The sequence below is a fragment of the Segatella hominis genome, assembly GCF_019249725.2.
GTDB lineage: Bacteria > Bacteroidota > Bacteroidia > Bacteroidales > Bacteroidaceae > Prevotella.
The window spans coordinates 883829-901102 of sequence record NZ_CP137559.1; the positions used below are offsets into that span (position 1 = coordinate 883829).

Here is a 17274-nt window from a genome sequence, read left to right on the forward strand (position 1 = left end):
GAGGTATGCGTATAGTTCATGGATTATGATATAATAAGCCTTTCCACTTCCGTATAGAAGTGTGAAAGGCTTTTTTGTTAAAAACTTCGGTTGTCTTCTTGGGTATAGAATAATAAAAAAAGATATTGATATGAGTGACAGATTATTTATTTTCGACACAACCCTGCGAGATGGTGAGCAGGTGCCTGGATGTCAGTTGAACACAGTGGAAAAAATTCAAGTGGCAAAGCAGTTGGAGCTACTCGGCGTTGATGTTATCGAAGCTGGTTTCCCTATCTCTAGTCCAGGTGATTTCAATTCGGTTGTGGAGATTTCTAAAGCCGTGACTTGGCCTACGATTTGTGCCCTTACTCGTGCGGTGGAGAAAGATATTGACTGTGCTGCCGAGGCTTTGAAGTATGCTAAGCATAAGCGTATTCATACGGGTATTGGTACAAGCGATAGCCATATCAAATATAAGTTCAATTCTAATCGTGAAGAAATCATCGAGCGTGCTGTTGCTGCTGTAAAGTATGCTAAAAAATACGTCGAGGATGTGGAATTCTATGCGGAGGATGCTGGACGTACGGATAATGAGTATCTGGCTCGTGTGGTAGAGGCGGTCGTAAAGGCAGGTGCTACGGTTGTGAATATTCCTGATACTACCGGCTATTGCCTTCCTGAGGAATATGGTGCTAAAATCAAGTATCTGATGGAGCATGTGGATGGTATTGAAAATGCCCGTATTTCTACTCACTGTCATAATGACCTCGGTATGGCAACTGCCAATACGCTCCAAGGTGTGTTGAATGGTGCCCGTCAGGTGGAGGTTACGATGAATGGTATCGGTGAACGTGCTGGTAATACTTCTCTTGAGGAAATTGCCATGATTCTGAAGTGTCATAAGCATCTCAATATTGATACCAATATAAATACGACTAAGATTGTTCCGATGTCTCGTATGGTGAGCAGTCTGATGAATATGCCTGTTCAGCCTAACAAGGCTATTGTGGGCCGTAATGCTTTTGCTCACTCTTCTGGTATCCATCAGGATGGTGTGTTGAAGAATGTTCAGACTTATGAGATTATTGATCCTAAGGATGTGGGATTGGATGATAATGCTATCGTATTGACAGCTCGCTCTGGTCGTGCGGCATTGAAGTATCGTCTCCATGTAAATGGTGTCAATGTGGACGATGAAGAGAAACTCGATAAGATTTACAAGAAGTTCCTCCAGTTGGCTGATAAGAAGAAAGAGGTTACTGACGAGGATGTGTTGATGCTCGCTGGTGCTGATTCTGCTGACAAGCATGGTGTTCAGCTCGACTGGTTGCAGGTTACTACCGGTAAGGGTGTCAAGAGTGTGGCAAGTATTGGTCTCAATATCGCTGGGCAGAAGTTCGAGGCTGCATCTTCTGGTAATGGTCCTGTGGATGCTGCTATCCGTGCTCTCAAGAAGGTGATTACCAAGGAAATGAACCTCAAAGAGTTCACTATTCAGGCTATTGACAAGGGCTCTGATGATGTGGGTAAGGTTCATATGCAGGTAGAATACGATGGTCATGTTTACTATGGCTTCGGTGCTGATACCGATATTGTGACAGCTTCTGTAGAGGCTTATATTGATTGTATTAACAAGTTCAAGGTGAGATAGTTATTCAGTTTATATATATATCTTGACTTGTCATTAAACTTAAACTATAAATATTAAACATTAGCATAATGAATACATTATTCGACAAGATTTGGGACAAGCATGTTGTCCAGATTGTACCAGACGGTCCTACACAGCTTTACATCGACCGTCTTTACTGTCACGAAGTTACATCACCTCAGGCTTTTGCTGGTATGCGAGCACGCGGACTCAAGATGTTCCGCCCAGACCAGATTTTCTGTATGCCTGACCACAATACTCCTACTCACGATCAGGATAAACCAATCGAGGATCCTATCTCAAAGAAACAGGTAGATACCTTGGCAAAGAACACCGCTGATTTTGGCGTAACTCACTTTGCCATGAACACCAAGGATAATGGTATCATTCACGTGGTTGGTCCTGAGAAGGGTCTTTCTCTTCCTGGTATGACTATCGTTTGTGGTGACTCTCATACTTCTACTCATGGTGCGATGGGTGCCGTTGCTTTCGGTATCGGTACTTCTGAGGTGGAGATGGTAATGGCTTCACAATGTATTCTCCAGAGCAAACCAAAGTCTATGCGTATCAGCATCAATGGTAAACTCGGCAAGGGTGTTACTGCTAAGGATGTGGCACTCTATCTGATGAGCCAGCTCACTACTTCTGGTGCTACCGGTTACTTCGTCGAGTATAGTGGCGATGTTGTGAAGGATATGTCTATGGAAGGTCGTTTGACTCTCTGTAACCTCTCAATCGAGATGGGTGCCCGTGGTGGTTTTGTAGCTCCTGATGAGACAACTTTCGAGTACATCAAGGGTCGCGAATATGCTCCTAAGGGTGAAGACTGGGATAAAGCTGTAGCTTATTGGAAAACCTTGCAGAGTGGCGATGACGCTGTATTCGATAAGGAATTGACTTTCGATGCTAAGGATATCGAACCTCGTATTACATATGGTACCAATCCTGGTATGGGTATCGGTATCACAGAGAATATTCCAACTCTTGACCAGATTCCTGAGGAAGAACAGGCTGGCTTCAAGAAGAGCCTTAACTACATGGGCTTCCAGCCTGGTGAGAAACTCGAAGGCCATCCTATTGATTATGTATTCTTGGGCGCTTGTACCAATGGTCGTATTGAGGACTTCCGTGCCTTTGCTTCTTTGGTTAAAGGTAAGAAGAAGGCTGAGGGCGTAACTGCTTGGCTTGTACCTGGTTCATGGTTGGTTGATAAACAAATTCGTGAAGAAGGAATCGATAAGATTGTAGAGGCTGCTGGTTTCGAAATCCGTCAGCCAGGATGCTCTGCTTGTCTCGCTATGAACGATGATAAGATTCCTGCAGGTAAGTATTCTGTAAGTACATCAAACCGTAATTTTGAGGGTCGCCAGGGACCAGGTTCCCGTACAATCCTTGCCAGTCCTTATGTGGCAGCAGCTGCTGCTATCACTGGTAAGATTACCGATCCAAGAGAGTTCATGAAATAGTGTTTGATTATCAAGCAAACACTTAGCTTTAAAAATTAAACTTTTAAATAACGATGAAACAGAAATTCAATGTAATTACATCAAGCTGCATTCCTCTTCCTTTGGAGAATGTTGATACAGACCAGATAATTCCTGCCCGTTTCCTCAAAGCTATTGACAAGGAAGGTATGGGCGACAACCTTTTCCGTGATTGGCGTTATAATGCTGACGGTACTCCTAAGCCTGATTTCGTGATGAACGACCCTTCTTACAGTGGTGTCATCCTCGTAGCAGGTAAGAACTTCGGTTCTGGTTCTTCTCGTGAGCATGCTGCTTGGGCCATTGCTGGCGCTGGCTTCCGTGTTGTCATCAGCTCTTTCTTCGCTGATATTCACAAGAACAACGAGTTGAACAACCTTGTTTTGCCTGTTGTCGTAAGTGAGGAATTCCTGAAAGAACTTTTCGAGAGCATCGATAAGGATCATAAGACAGAGGTAAAGGTGGATCTTCCTAATCAGACCGTTACTAATCTTGCTACTGGCAAGAGCGAGCATTTCGAGATCAATGGCTACAAGAAGCACTGTCTCGAGAATGGTTTGGATGATGTGGATTTCCTTGTGCAGAACCGTGACAAGGTAGAGGCTTGGGAAGCTAAAAACAAGTAATTATGGATGTTAACGCAAAGAGAGATAATTCTCGTATCAAGGAGATAGAAATCATGGACTGTACGCTGCGTGATGGCGAACAGACCAATGGTGTCAGTTTCCTTCCTCACGAGAAGTTGATGATAGCAAGAATGCTGTTGCACGATATCAATGTGGATCGCATTGAGGTGGCTTCAGCTCGTGTTTCGGAAGGCGAAAAGGATGCTGTCGCTCGTATTTGCCGTTATGCTAAGACCATAGGTAAACTGGATTCCGTTGAGGTACTTGGATTCGTGGATAACAATAAGAGTGTAGATTGGATTGCTGAATGTGGCGGTCATGTTATCAACCTCTTGGCAAAGGGCAGTTACAAGCACTGCACCCAGCAGCTCAAGATGTCTCCTGAGGAGCATCTTGCGCATATCAAGCAGACCATTGATTATGCCTTGAGCAAGAATTTCACTGTAAATCTCTACTTGGAGGATTGGTCGAGCGGAATGCGCGATAGTCGTGACTATCTCTTCATGATGATGGACGAACTGGTCAAGCTGCCTATCAAGCGTTTCCTTCTTCCTGATACTTTAGGAATTCTGAACCCATTGCAGTGTGTGGAGTATATGCGCCTGATGGTGCGCCGCTATCCGAATACTCACTTCGATTTCCATGCTCATAATGATTATGACTTGGCGGTGAGCAATTCTTTGGCTGCAGTACTGAGTGGGGCTAAGGGACTTCACGTTACCGTAAATGGTCTGGGTGAACGTTGTGGCAATGCGCCTTTAGCGAGCGTGCAGGTGATTCTGAAGGATATGTTTGAGGCTAAAACCAATATCAAGGAAGATCGTCTGAATGAAATCTCCCGTCTGGTAGAGGGGTATAGTGGTATTGCTGTGGCTCCGAATACTCCTGTCGTGGGTGATAATGTCTTCACCCAGGTGGCTGGTGTTCATGCTGATGGCGATAACAAGGACAAACTTTATTGCAATGATCTGGTGCCGGAACGATTCGGCAGACATCGTGAATATGCACTTGGCAAGAACTCCGGTAAGGCTAATATTGTTCAGAATCTTAATGAACTGGGTTTGGAGTTGACGCCGGAGCAGACCAAGGCGGTGACGAAACGTATTACCGAACTGGGTGATCGCAAACAGTTGGTAACTCAGGATGATCTGCCTTATATCGTGAGCGATGTGCTGAAACATTCCGCTCCAGAAGATAAGGTAAAGCTGGTAAGCTACATGGTGTCAACTTCTTATGGTTTGAAGCCTATTGCAAGTGTAAAAGTTGAAATCGATGGCAAGGAATATGAAGATCAGAGTACTGGTGATGGCCAGTATGATGCTTTCGTGAAAGCTTTACGTAATATATATAAGGTAAAGCTTGGCAAAACCTTCCCATTGCTTGACAACTATCAGGTAAGTATTCCTCCTGGCGGTCGTACAGATGCACTTGTTCAGACTGTCATCACTTGGCGTGAAGGTAATCGTATCTGGAGAACCCGTGGTTTGGATGCCGACCAGACTGAGGCTGCTATCAAGGCAACGCTGAAGATGATTAATATGTATGAGGCAGATAAGAATGACGAACAGCAAGTATCGCCTCGAAATTTAGATATGGAATAAAAACGATTAAAAAATAAATAAAATGAAATTAAACATTGCAGTTCTCGCCGGTGATGGTATCGGACCAGAGATTATGAAGCAGGGCGTTGCTGTTATGCAGGCCATTGCAGAGAAATTCAATCACGAGTTTACTTACAACGAGGCTATCTGCGGCGCTCATGCTATCGATGAGGTAGGTGATCCATTCCCAGAGGAGACCTTCAAGACTTGTATGGATGCTGATGCTGTACTTTTCGCAGCTGTTGGTGACCCACGTTTCGACAACAATCCTACTGCCAAGGTTCGTCCTGAGCAGGGTTTGCTCGCTATGCGTAAGAAGTTGGGGCTTTTTGCTAATGTACGTCCTGTTGCAACATTTGATTGCTTGCTCCATAAGTCTCCTTTGAAAGATGAACTCTTGAAGGGTGCTGACTTTGTTGTCATTCGTGAGTTGACCGGTGGTATGTACTTCGGTGAGAAGTATCAGGATAACGACAAGGCTTATGATACAGATATCTACACACGTCCTGAGATTGAGCGCATCTTGAAGGTTGCTTTCGAGTTTGCCATGAAGCGCAATAAGCACTTGACTGTTGTTGATAAGGCAAACGTTTTGGCTTCTTCTCGTCTCTGGCGTCAGATTGCTAAGGAAATGGAACCTCAGTATCCAGAGGTTAATACCGACTATATGTTTATTGACAATGCTTCTATGCGTGTGTTGACAGAACCTACTTTCTTCGATGTCATCGTAACAGAGAATACCTTCGGTGACATCCTGACTGATGAGACCTCATGCATTACAGGTTCTATGGGTTTGCAGCCATCCAGCTCTTTGGGTGAGCATACTCCATTGTTTGAGCCTGTTCATGGTTCATGGCCACAGGCAGCTGGCAAGGATCTTGCCAACCCTGTAGCTCAGATTCTTTCTGCAGCCATGTTGCTTGAGCACTTTGGTCTGAACGAGGAAGGTGCTTTGATTCGCAAGGCTGTTGATGCATCTCTTGATGCCAATGTCCGTACACCTGAAATTCAGGTTGAGGGCGGTGCACAGTACGGTACCACTCAGGTTGGTGAGTGGATCGTAAACTGGATCAAGAATGCGTAATCTACAGATGCTATATTTATATATGATTATACTATTTTCATGGGGAATGTTTCTTACATTCCCCATTTTTATTGCTTGTTTCTTTGGCTCAAAATATCAAAAGTTTCTTAAATAAAGAAAATATCTCTCATTTTTAATATTATTTAGATTGCTATATTCGTCTATCTGAGGCTAAATGATTACTTTTGCGAATGTTTTAATAATTGCTCCTTATCTTAGAGTGATTAAATACGATTTTAATTTAGAGTTTAAACGTAAAAGTATATAGATTATGGCAGAAGCTATAGATATCCGCGAATTGAATATCCGGATTGAACAACAAAGTCATTTCGTTACCAATCTGGTAACTGGCATGAATAAAGTCATTGTAGGACAGAAGCACCTTGTTGACTGTCTTTTGATAGGCTTACTTTCAGATGGTCACATTCTCCTGGAAGGTGTGCCGGGATTGGCTAAGACCCTTGCAATTAAAACACTATCTCAATTGATAAGTGCCGATTATAGCCGCATACAGTTTACTCCAGATTTGTTGCCAGCCGATGTGATCGGTACACAGATCTATTCCCAGAAGGATGAGTCTTTTCATGTAAAGAAAGGCCCAGTCTTTGCAAACTTTGTGTTGGCTGATGAAATCAACCGTGCACCTGCTAAAGTACAGAGTGCTTTGCTGGAAGCTATGCAGGAACATCAGGTTACCATTGGCGAACAGACTTTCAAGTTGCCTAATCCTTTCCTTGTTATGGCTACTCAGAATCCTATAGAACAGGAAGGTACTTATCAGCTGCCTGAAGCGCAGGTTGACCGTTTCCTCCTAAAGGTTGTCATTGATTATCCGTCATTGGAAGAGGAAAAACTTATCATCCGTGAAAATATTCAGGGCAGTATGCCTACCGTGACTGCTGTTACTTCTGCTGATGAAATTCTCAAGGCTCGTAGCATTGTCAATGAGGTATATATTGATGAAAAGATTGAGCAGTATATTGCTGACATCGTTTTTGCTACCCGTTATCCTGACCGTTATGGACTGGCAGATTTGAAGGATATGGTTACCTTTGGTGGCAGTCCTCGTGCAAGTATCTCTTTGGCTAAGGCAGCACGAGCATACGCTTTCATCAAGCACCGCGGTTATGTGGTTCCTGAGGACGTGAGAGCTGTTGCTCATGATGTTTTGAGACATCGTATAGGTCTTTCTTATGAGGCTGAGGCAAGTGATGTAACCAGTGAAGAAATTGTAAGCAGAATTATCAACAAGGTGGAGGTTCCTTGATGGATACACAAGATCTTTTAAAGAAAGTTCGTAAGATAGAAATCAAAACCCGCGGATTGAGCCAGAATGTTTTCGCAGGTCAATATCACTCTGCTTTCAAGGGCAGGGGGATGGCTTTTGCGGAAGTAAGGGAGTATCAGTTCGGTGACGATGTGCGTGATATCGATTGGAATGTTACTGCTCGTTTTCATCGCCCGTTCGTCAAGGTTTTTGAAGAGGAACGCGAACTTACGGTCATGCTGTTGGTCGATGTGAGTGGTTCGCTGGATTTTGGTACAACCTGCCAGATGAAACGTGACTTGGCTGCAGAGATAGCTGCCACATTAGCCTTCAGTGCTATTCAGAATAATGATAAGATAGGTGTTATCTTTTTCTCGGACAGAATTGAAAAGTATATTCCTCCGAAGAAGGGAAGAAAACATATTCTTTATATCATTAGGGAAATGTTGGATTTCCATCCCGACAGCCAGCGTACTGATATCGGTGTCGCCTTGGAATATTTCACTCGTGTCATGAAGAGACATTGCACTGCGTTCCTGATTTCGGATTTCTATGATGAAAAAGATTATCAGCACAAACTGCAGATTGCCAATCAGAAACATGATGTAGTGGCCATCCAGGTTTATGATCTGAGGGCAAAGACTTTGCCGGATATCGGCTTGTTGAAGGTTAGGGATGCTGAGACTGGACATGAAATGTATATTGATACCAGTAGCAAGAAAATGAGGTTGGCTCATACTCGCAATTGGATGTATCGGGAAGAAAAACTTCGTGATACATTTGCCAAAAGTAAAGTGGACTGGACTTCCATTGCTACAAATGAAGATTTCTCTAAAGCGCTTCTCATGCTTTTCAAGCAGAGAGGATGAAGTGATTACGATGACTGAAGTATATAAATACTTAGCGAATCATATAATATTAGGTTAATGATTAAAGTTAAAAGTTTTATATTGGCAATCGCCTTGATTTGCAGTGCCTTTTCTGCTTCTGCACAAAGTGTTGAACAGAAGTTGGATTCTCTGCAACTTCTCATTGGTGAGCAGACTACTTTACATCTTACAGTGACTGCCAACCGTGGTCAGAAGATTGTAATGCCTTCTTTCAAACCTTCCCAACAGTTGATACCAGGCGTAGAGGTTGTTGGACAGAGTGAAGAAAATACTTCTGAGATTGATGGTAACCGGATACAGGTGAGTCGCAACTATACGCTTACTTCTTTTGATGAGAATGTGTATGCGATTCCTGCACTCAATGTAAAGGTAAACGGCAAGGACTTTCATGGTAATCCCTTAGCATTGAAGGTTCTTACGGTTCCTGTAGATACAGTTCATCCTAACCAGTTCTATCCTCCTAAGGACGTTCAGGACAATCCTTTCCTCTGGAGTGAATGGAGTGGAATCTTTTGGTTGAGCGTATTGATGTTATTGCTCTGTGGTGCAATGTGCTATCTCTTGCAGAGGTTAAAGCAGAATAAACCAATTCTCAAAAGTTTCCGTATAGTAAAACGAGTTCCTGCTCATGAAAAGGCTCTTAACGAAATCAACGCTATCAAGCATCAGCGCTCTGAGAATCAGGAGAATCTGAAAGAGTATTATACCCGTCTTACCAATACTTTGCGTGAATATATCAATGGTCGCTTCGGATTTAACGCTATGGAGATGACCAGTAGCGAAATTATCGAATGTCTCCAGTCTGCTGGTGATCAGAAGATGATTGATGAATTGAGACAACTCTTCAGAACTGCCGATCTGGTAAAGTTTGCCAAGTATGAGACGCTCATCAATGAAAACGATTCTAATCTCGTTAATGCCATCAACTTTATCGACCAGACAAAGACCGACGAAAAGCCTGTAGAGGAGAAAATTGTTCCAACATTGAGTGAGAATGATAAGAAGTCTCAGAGTCAGCGCAAGGTCATCAAGTTGCTCTTATGGGCAGGCTCTTTGGCGATTGTTGCTATTTTGGTTTATATCGTCTATACAGTGGTTTCACTTGTTTAACAGTGGTTGTTGGACGATAGTTATTAATAAAACGAAAAAATGGAATTTGCAAGTAAAGGATACTTTCTGTTACTCCTGTTATTGATACCTTATATATTATGGTATTTCCTATACAGGAGAAAGAACGAGCCAACGATGCGTATGAGTGATACCAAGCAGTATCTTTATGCGCCTAAGAGTCTGCGTGTTCGTCTGATTCATCTTCCGATGTTTCTGCGCTGCGTCTCTTTTGTACTGATTGTTTGTGCAATGGCTCGTCCTCAAACCCATAATTCCTGGGACAACAAGACGGTGGAAGGTATAAATATCATGCTGGCGATGGACGTATCTACATCCATGCTTGCTGAAGACTTGAAACCTAACCGTATGGAAGCTGCCAAGGATGTTGCTCATGAATTTATCTCTGGCCGTCCTAATGACAATATCGGTTTGACGATTTTTGCCGGTGAGGCTTTTACTCAGTGTCCGATGACCACAGACCATTCGAGCCTCTTACGCCTGTTGCAAGATACTCGTACGGATATAGCTGCACGAGGTCTTATCCAGGATGGAACCGCTGTGGGAATGGGCTTGGCTAATGCAGTGAGTCGTCTGAAAGATTCGAAATCAAAGAGTAAGGTTGTCATTCTTCTGACTGATGGTAGTAATAATATGGGTGATATTTCTCCTATGACAGCTGCAGAAATTGCCAGAAGTTTGGGTATCAGAGTTTATACCATTGGTGTCGGTACTAATAAGGTTGCTCCATATCCAGTACCAGTAGCAGGTGGAATTCAATATGTGAACATTCCTGTAGAAATAGACACGAAGACTTTGAAGGATATTGCCCAGACTACCGATGGTAATTTCTATCGAGCTACCAATAACAAGGAGTTGAAGCAAATCTATCAGGATATTGATAAACTGGAGAAAACGAAGATGAACGTCAAGCATTTCGCCAAGAGATATGAGGCTTATCAGCCTTTCATTATTGCAGCGTTCTTGATCTTGCTCATGGAAATTCTTCTTAGAATCACCTGGTTGAGAAAAATTCCTTAAAAAAAAGAGGTCGAACTTCCATTTTATACATGAAGTCGATTCTTGTAGATTTAAATAGATTAGAAAATGTTACGTTTTGAAGATCCTATATTCCTCTGGTTGCTATGCATCCTTCCTGTTTTGATTTTTATCAGACTGATAGGATGGAGGAGGAGACATGCAAAGTTGAAGAAGCTGGGTGATCCTGAGCTTCTCAAACAACTGATGCCCGGTATTTCAAAATACCGTCCTACCGTGAAATTCTGTCTGATGTTATCAGCATTGGCGCTTCTGATTGTCATGTTGGCTCGTCCGCAGATGGGTAGCAAGATTTCGCATGATAAGCGCCAGGGTATTGAAACTATCATTTGTTTGGATATCTCCAACTCTATGTTGGCAGAGGATGTCGTTCCTTCCCGTCTTGACAAGAGTAAGATGCTGGTAGAAAATCTGGTTGATAATTTTACCAATGACAAGATTGGACTGATTGTTTTTGCTGGCGATGCGTTTGTACAGTTGCCTATTACCAGCGATTACGTTTCTGCCAAGATGTTCTTGCAGAATATTACCCCTGGTCTGATTCAGACACAAGGCACCAATATAGCTGATGCCGTTGATTTGGCTTCTAAAAGTTTTACCCAACAGAACAATGTTGGACGTGCTATCGTTGTGATTACTGATGGTGAAAACCATGAACCAGGTGCAACGGAGGCTGCTGCCGCTGCCAAGAAAAAAGGTATTAATGTATTTATCCTTGGTATTGGTAATACGAAAGGTGCGCCTATCCCTATGGGTGATGGCGGTTATCTGAAAGATCATTCCGGTAATACGGTTATGACTGCCCTGAATGAAAACATGTGCAAGGAATTGGCTCAGGCTGGTAGCGGACAGTATATTCATGTTGATAATACCAGCGATGCAGAGAAAACACTGAATGATGATCTGGCAAAATTGCAAAAGGGAGATACTTCTTCTGTGATATACAGTGAGTATGACGAACAGTTTCAGGCTGTTGGTATTTTAGTGATATTGCTCTTAATCATAGAAATCTGTATTTTGGAAGTGAAAAATCCTCTGTTGAGAAATGTCATGTTCTTTGGAAAGGCCTTTTCTATGGGAAAGGCTGCCAAATCATCGCAATTGGGTAAAACCAGTATCCTGCTTTTACTCTTATTGGTAAATAGTGCACTGGTATTTGCACAAAATGACAGAACCTTTATACGACAGGGTAATAAGTTATACCGTACTCAGAAATGGGCTCAGGCAGAAACCCAATATCGAAAAGCGATATCTAAAAATGCGAAGAATACCCAGGCATTGTATAATTTAGGTTGTGCCTTGATGATGCAGCAGAAGGATTCCATGGCGATGGTACAGTACCAGCATGCAGCACAGGAAGAAACCAATGTGCTGAGACGTTCCAAGAGTTATCACAACATGGGTGTTATCATGCAAAACCATCGTGAATATGCCAAGGCTATTGAATGTTATAAAATGGCTCTGAGATGTAATCCTCAGGATAATGAAACAAGATATAATCTGGCTTTGTGTAAGAAACTTCTGAAGAATCAACCTCAAAAGAATAATAAAGATAATAAGAATAATAAGAATAAGAACAAGAACAACAAAAATAAAAACAAAGACCAGAATAATAAGGACAAGAATAACGAACAAGATAAAAACAATAAGAAAAATAACGACAAGGATAAGAATAAACAGAACCAGAACGAAGAGCGTAATCAGGACAAGATGAGCAAAGACAACGCTGAGCAACTTCTGAATGCAGCTATTCAACAAGAGAAGGCAACAAAACAGAAAATGCAGAAAGCATTGTCACAGCCTAAGAGCCGCTCTTATGAGAAAAACTGGTAATAGGAATCTTATCACAGACTCTTTTTTTCAAAAAGTAAAATTATGATGTGTATAATGAAACATATTGGACGTTATGCGATATTGGTGGTGATTGCTATTTGCTGTGCTCTGAGTTCCAGAGCTCAGCATATTGTTGTATCTGCTCCATCTCATGTGTCGGCGGGTGAGAACTTCCGTCTGGCTTACACTATTAATACGCGTGATGTGGAGGAATTCCGCATGGGCGGAGTACCAGAAGGATTGGAAGTGATAGCCGGTCCTTATACTTCCCAGCAGTCCAGCTATCAGATGATTAACGGACATACCAGTTCTTCTTCTTCCGTTACTATTACTTATACTTTGTATGCTGCAAAGAATGGTTCTTATACGATAGGATCTTCTCATGCTGTAGTAAATGGTAAGAGAATTGCTTCTCGTGCTGTTAAGGTGAGTGTTTCTGGTCATGCCAGAAATTCCAATGGTGCTCCGAATATGCACGGAAGTTCCAATATGGATGATGAACCTCGTATGCGACAGGCTGGTTCTTCTATTTCTGGTAGAGATCTTTTCATCAAGGTTTCTGCCAATAAGAAAACGGTTCATGAACAGGAACCTGTCTTGTTGACCTATAAGGTATATACACAGGTTGATTTGTCTCAGTTGGAAGGTAAAATGCCAGATCTGAAGGGTTTCCATACTCAGGAGGTTGCTTTGCCTCAGCAGAAGGCTTTTCATAGTGAAATGGTCAATGGTCGTCAATATAAGTGTGTGACCTGGAGCCAGTATGTCATGTATCCGCAGATGACTGGTAAACTTGAAATTCCGTCTATTACTTTTAAGGGTCTTGTCGTTCAGCAGAATCGTAATGTGGATCCGATGGAAGCCTTCTTTAATGGTGGTTCCGGTTACGTTGAGGTACACAAGGATATCAAGGCGCCAGGCATGACTATCAATGTTTTGCCTTTGCCATCACGTCCTGCTAATTTCTCAGGAGGTGTAGGTAAGTTTAATATTTCTGCAAGTATTGACAAGAAAGAAGTAAAAGCTGGTGATCCTGTTACGATTCGTGTGGTTGTGGGTGGAGTAGGAAACCTCAAACTTCTCAAACAACCTGTCGTTACTTTGCCGAAAGATTTTGATAAATATGATGCTAAGATAACCGACAAGACTCGCCTGACCTCCAATGGTGTTGAAGGTAATATGGTATATGATTTCTTGGTTGTACCTCGTAATCAGGGTTCTTATAAGATTCCGCCTGTAGAATTTACCTACTACGATACATCTTCTAATTCATATAAAACCATCAAGACTCAGGCTTTTGATTTGACTGTGTCTAAAGGTGATGGTTCTACAGATAGTTCACAGGATTTCTCTGATCAGGCAAAGGATATTCGTGCTTTGAAATTAGGAAAGAGTAAGTTGCATGATTTGGATGATATGTTCTATGGCAGTTTTGGATATTGGACCAGTCTGCTTGTTCCGCTTATCACTTTTATTGTTTTGCTTGTTGTCTTCCGCAAACGAGCTTTGGAAAATGCAGATATCGTGAAGGTTCGTTCCAATAAGGCTAATAAGATTGCAACGAAGCGTCTGAAAAAGGCTCAGCAGTTAATGTCTCATGGTAAACAGAGTGAATTCTATGATGAAGTTTTGCGAGCTTTGTGGGGTTATGTAAGCTATAAGCTGAATATTCCTGTAGAGAAACTCTCTCGTGAGAATATCACGGAAAATTTAGAGATGCATTCTGTTAACATCTCAACGATTGATAAATTTACCCAGGCATTGGATGAGTGCGAGTTCGAGCGATATGCACCAGGTGATGCTGCTGGTAATATGAACAAGACTTTCAATTCTGCTATGACAGGAATTATGGAAATAGAAAACGCAATCAATGCTATGCGCAAGGAGCACAAGAACCGTGCAAAAGAGGACAGACAGTCCTATTCTTTCATATGGATTCTTGCATTCTTTCTCCTTACATCTGTGTCTGCTTCTGCAATAACCAAGCAGAATGCAGATGCTGAGTATCAGAAGGGGAATTATCAGCAAGCTATCAAGGATTATGAGGATCTCCTGAAAAATGGTGTTTCTTCTGATATCTATTATAATTTGGGTAATGCCTACTATCGTACGGATAATATCACAAAGTCGGTATTGGCTTTCGAGCGTGCTCATCTCCTGTCTCCTGGAGATAAAGATATTAATTTCAATCTTCAGTTTGTTCGTGGCAAGACGATTGATAAGATTACACCCGTAAGCGAGATGTTTTTCGTGACATGGTATAAGGCTTTAGTAAATTATACCAGTGTTGATAGCTGGGCAAAGACTGGTATCATAGCGATTATCATAGCTTTGGTTTTAGCATTGGTCTATCTGTTTGCTCCGCAAATCTATTTGCGCAAGATGGGCTTTTTTGGTGGTATATTCTTCTTGGTTATTTTCCTGTTCTGTAATGTCTTTGCATATCAGCAGAAAGAAGTTCTCTTAAACCGCACGGGTGCTATTGTGGTGGCACCAACTGTGAATGTGAAGAATACGCCTGCTAAATCAAGTTCTGACCAATTCGTCATTCATGAGGGAACTCGAGTTGATATTACTGACAAGTCTATGGATGACTGGCGAGGTGTTCGCCTGGCTGACGGGCGAACAGGTTGGGTAGAGACCAAACAAATAGAGGAAATATAATATGGGAGCATCTCTTTTATTAAATGCGGATTTGGCGTTGCTTCACTTCTTTAATGGAAGTGGTAATATGCTGTTGGACCAGATAGTCTGGCTACTTTCTTCCGGATTGACCTGGGTTCCTCTTTATCTGGCTTTGTTTTATATTGTTATGAGAAACAATGAAACAATGTCTCAGATAGGATTGGTAGTTGTGATGGCTATTCTATGTATCTTCTTTTCCGACGGATTAGTAGATGGTATTATCAAACCATTAGTTGCCCGTTGGAGACCAAGTAATGATCCTGTTATCAAATATACCATAGAGGTAGTCAACAATATGCGCCTGAAAGATTTCAGCTTCTGTTCTGCCCATGCAGCGAACACCATGTCATTAGCTGTATTTTTCTCTCTCTTGATACGTAGTCGTCTGATGACTTTCACGTTGGTCTTCTGGTCATTGTTGAACTGTTGGACTCGCCTTTATTTAGGTGTACATTATCCTTCAGACATTCTCTGTGGACTGGTATTGGGAGTTGTAGTTGGTATATTGGTTTACCTGCTGTATTATCGTTTGTACTATAAGATTTCTCCGAAGATTAAGTACATTTCCAATCAATATACAAGTACGGGCTATGCGCATGATGATTTGGATTATGTGATGGGTGTTATTATGTTCATCCTCGTCTATGTGCTTTTGCGTGCTTGTATCATGATGAGTGGATTTTAATGTGATGTGAGAAATGGTGATTGTTATATAAAGAATAAATTGAAAATGGATACAAAACATATAAAAATTAGTGATTACAATTATAGTTTGCCAGATGAGCGAATCGCCAAGTTTCCTATTGCTCAGAGAGACCATTCTAAACTGTTGGTCTATAAGCATGGAGAGGTAAGTGATGATGTCTTTTATCATCTTCCGGATTATCTTCCTAAGGGAGCTTTGATGATATTTAATAATACTAAGGTGATTCAGGCACGTATGCACTTCAGAAAGGAAACTGGTGCATTGATTGAAGTCTTCTTGATGGAACCTGCTGCTCCTACCGATTATGAATTGATGTTCCAGACTGCTGGTCACTGTTCCTGGTTGTGTATGGTGGGTAATCTGAAAAAATGGAAAGAGGGTAGCCTGAAACGCGATTTTGAAATCAAAGGTCATTCGCTCACTCTTTCTGCAACGATGCGAAGAGGAGAGGCTGGTGCTGACGGCAAGGCTGCTCCTTTAGCTGTAGGTGGTGGAACTAATTATTGGATAGACTTTGATTGGGATAATGAAAACATCTCTTTTGCTGAGATTCTCGAGGCAGTCGGTGAATTGCCGATTCCTCCTTATCTGAATCGCGAAACTCAGGAGAGTGACAAGACTACCTATCAGACGGTTTATTCTAAAATCAAGGGTAGTGTAGCTGCTCCTACGGCTGGTCTTCATTTTACAGATGCAGTCTTGGCAGATCTGGATGCCCATGGTATAGACAGGGAAGAAGTGACTCTTCATGTTGGTGCTGGTACATTCAAACCGGTCAAGAGTTTGGAGATTGAGGGGCATCAGATGCATACGGAGTATATCGTTGTTCATCGTCGTAGCTTGGAAAAACTGCTTCACCATGATTGTCAGGTGATAGCTGTGGGTACTACCAGTGTTCGTACGATTGAAAGTCTTTATTATATGGGTGTTCATCTGTTGAAACATCCAGAGGCCAATGAAGAGGATTTGCATGTGAATCAGTGGGATCCTTATGATGATGGTCGTGATGGTGGTCTTGTAGATGATATTACTCCGATGCAGGCTATTCTGGCTATCGTAGATTATTTGGATAAGAATGGATTGGAGGCCCTGCATTCCAGTACACAGATTATTATAGCTCCAGGATATACCTATAAGATTGTGAAGATGCTGGTTACTAATTTCCATCAGCCACAGAGTACTCTCTTGTTGTTGGTCAGCGCCTTCCTGCATGGTGATTGGCGGCAAGTATATGATTATGCTTTAAGTCACGATTTCCGCTTCTTGAGTTATGGAGATTCTTCTTTGCTGATTCCATAA

13 protein-coding genes are annotated in these 17274 nt (G+C 42.1%); all 13 read left to right on the forward strand.

Features of this window, described 5'->3' with window-relative positions; translation table 11 throughout:
• Nucleotides 1-130 precede the first annotated feature (130 nt).
• The 13 genes from KUA50_RS03490 (at nt 131) to KUA50_RS03550 (ending at nt 17274) form a co-directional block, all read left to right on the forward strand.
• Nucleotides 131-1633 (forward strand): 2-isopropylmalate synthase, encoded by a 1503-nt coding sequence (locus tag KUA50_RS03490; protein ID WP_022110578.1) that lies wholly within the window; start codon nt 131-133, stop codon nt 1631-1633.
• A 68-nt stretch (nt 1634-1701) separates the two neighbouring features.
• On the forward strand, nt 1702-3099 hold the full coding sequence (gene leuC / locus KUA50_RS03495) for a 3-isopropylmalate dehydratase large subunit (RefSeq protein ID WP_218456298.1): 1398 nt from the start codon (nt 1702-1704) through the stop codon (nt 3097-3099).
• Between the two features lie 53 nt (nt 3100-3152).
• Nucleotides 3153-3743 carry a 3-isopropylmalate dehydratase small subunit gene (gene leuD / locus KUA50_RS03500; RefSeq protein ID WP_006846819.1) on the forward strand — a complete coding sequence of 197 codons (591 nt, stop codon included), beginning with the start codon at nt 3153-3155 and terminating at the stop codon, nt 3741-3743.
• 2 nt (nt 3744-3745) lie between these two features.
• On the forward strand, nt 3746-5344 hold the full coding sequence (locus KUA50_RS03505; RefSeq protein WP_218456297.1) for an alpha-isopropylmalate synthase regulatory domain-containing protein: 1599 nt from the start codon (nt 3746-3748) through the stop codon (nt 5342-5344).
• Between the two features lie 22 nt (nt 5345-5366).
• Nucleotides 5367-6428 (forward strand): 3-isopropylmalate dehydrogenase, encoded by a 1062-nt coding sequence (gene leuB, locus KUA50_RS03510; protein ID WP_218456296.1) that lies wholly within the window; start codon nt 5367-5369, stop codon nt 6426-6428.
• Nucleotides 6429-6699: 271 nt separating this feature from the next.
• Nucleotides 6700-7695 carry an AAA family ATPase gene (locus KUA50_RS03515; RefSeq protein WP_218456295.1) on the forward strand — a complete coding sequence of 332 codons (996 nt, stop codon included), beginning with the start codon at nt 6700-6702 and terminating at the stop codon, nt 7693-7695.
• Nucleotides 7695-8564 carry a DUF58 domain-containing protein gene (locus KUA50_RS03520; RefSeq protein WP_218456294.1) on the forward strand — a complete coding sequence of 290 codons (870 nt, stop codon included), beginning with the start codon at nt 7695-7697 and terminating at the stop codon, nt 8562-8564. Before KUA50_RS03515 ends, KUA50_RS03520 begins: the two co-directional genes overlap by 1 nt.
• A gap of 57 nt (nt 8565-8621) precedes the next feature.
• Nucleotides 8622-9695 carry a BatD family protein gene (locus KUA50_RS03525; RefSeq protein WP_118118292.1) on the forward strand — a complete coding sequence of 358 codons (1074 nt, stop codon included), beginning with the start codon at nt 8622-8624 and terminating at the stop codon, nt 9693-9695.
• A 39-nt stretch (nt 9696-9734) separates the two neighbouring features.
• Entirely contained in the window at nt 9735-10733 is a 999-nt protein-coding gene (locus tag KUA50_RS03530; protein WP_218456293.1) for a vWA domain-containing protein, read from the forward strand.
• 66 nt (nt 10734-10799) lie between these two features.
• Entirely contained in the window at nt 10800-12584 is a 1785-nt protein-coding gene (locus tag KUA50_RS03535) for a VWA domain-containing protein (RefSeq protein ID WP_218456292.1), read from the forward strand.
• A gap of 54 nt (nt 12585-12638) precedes the next feature.
• Nucleotides 12639-15248, forward strand: a complete 2610-nt coding sequence (locus tag KUA50_RS03540) for a BatD family protein (RefSeq protein ID WP_218456344.1) — start codon at nt 12639-12641, stop codon at nt 15246-15248.
• A gap of 1 nt (nt 15249) precedes the next feature.
• Nucleotides 15250-15954, forward strand: a complete 705-nt coding sequence (locus KUA50_RS03545) for a phosphatase PAP2 family protein (RefSeq protein WP_218456291.1) — start codon at nt 15250-15252, stop codon at nt 15952-15954.
• Between the two features lie 45 nt (nt 15955-15999).
• The gene (locus KUA50_RS03550) at nt 16000-17274 is read left to right on the forward strand and encodes an S-adenosylmethionine:tRNA ribosyltransferase-isomerase (protein ID WP_218456290.1); all 1275 of its coding nucleotides are present in this window, start codon (nt 16000-16002) and stop codon (nt 17272-17274) included.

What these genes read in the sequence shown, in the direction of transcription:
- KUA50_RS03535 (WP_218456292.1), top strand. Translation starts at nt 10,800, where the DNA reads ATGTTACGTTTTGAAGATCCTATATTCCTCTGGTTGCTATGCATCCTT.
- KUA50_RS03515 (WP_218456295.1), top strand. Translation starts at nt 6,700, where the DNA reads ATGGCAGAAGCTATAGATATCCGCGAATTGAATATCCGGATTGAACAA.
- KUA50_RS03550 (WP_218456290.1), top strand. Translation starts at nt 16,000, where the DNA reads ATGGATACAAAACATATAAAAATTAGTGATTACAATTATAGTTTGCCA.
- leuB (WP_218456296.1), top strand. Translation starts at nt 5,367, where the DNA reads ATGAAATTAAACATTGCAGTTCTCGCCGGTGATGGTATCGGACCAGAG.
- KUA50_RS03520 (WP_218456294.1), top strand. Translation starts at nt 7,695, where the DNA reads ATGGATACACAAGATCTTTTAAAGAAAGTTCGTAAGATAGAAATCAAA.
- KUA50_RS03530 (WP_218456293.1), top strand. Translation starts at nt 9,735, where the DNA reads ATGGAATTTGCAAGTAAAGGATACTTTCTGTTACTCCTGTTATTGATA.
- KUA50_RS03525 (WP_118118292.1), top strand. Translation starts at nt 8,622, where the DNA reads ATGATTAAAGTTAAAAGTTTTATATTGGCAATCGCCTTGATTTGCAGT.
- KUA50_RS03545 (WP_218456291.1), top strand. Translation starts at nt 15,250, where the DNA reads ATGGGAGCATCTCTTTTATTAAATGCGGATTTGGCGTTGCTTCACTTC.
- KUA50_RS03540 (WP_218456344.1), top strand. Translation starts at nt 12,639, where the DNA reads ATGAAACATATTGGACGTTATGCGATATTGGTGGTGATTGCTATTTGC.
- KUA50_RS03490 (WP_022110578.1), top strand. Translation starts at nt 131, where the DNA reads ATGAGTGACAGATTATTTATTTTCGACACAACCCTGCGAGATGGTGAG.
- KUA50_RS03505 (WP_218456297.1), top strand. Translation starts at nt 3,746, where the DNA reads ATGGATGTTAACGCAAAGAGAGATAATTCTCGTATCAAGGAGATAGAA.
- leuD (WP_006846819.1), top strand. Translation starts at nt 3,153, where the DNA reads ATGAAACAGAAATTCAATGTAATTACATCAAGCTGCATTCCTCTTCCT.
- leuC (WP_218456298.1), top strand. Translation starts at nt 1,702, where the DNA reads ATGAATACATTATTCGACAAGATTTGGGACAAGCATGTTGTCCAGATT.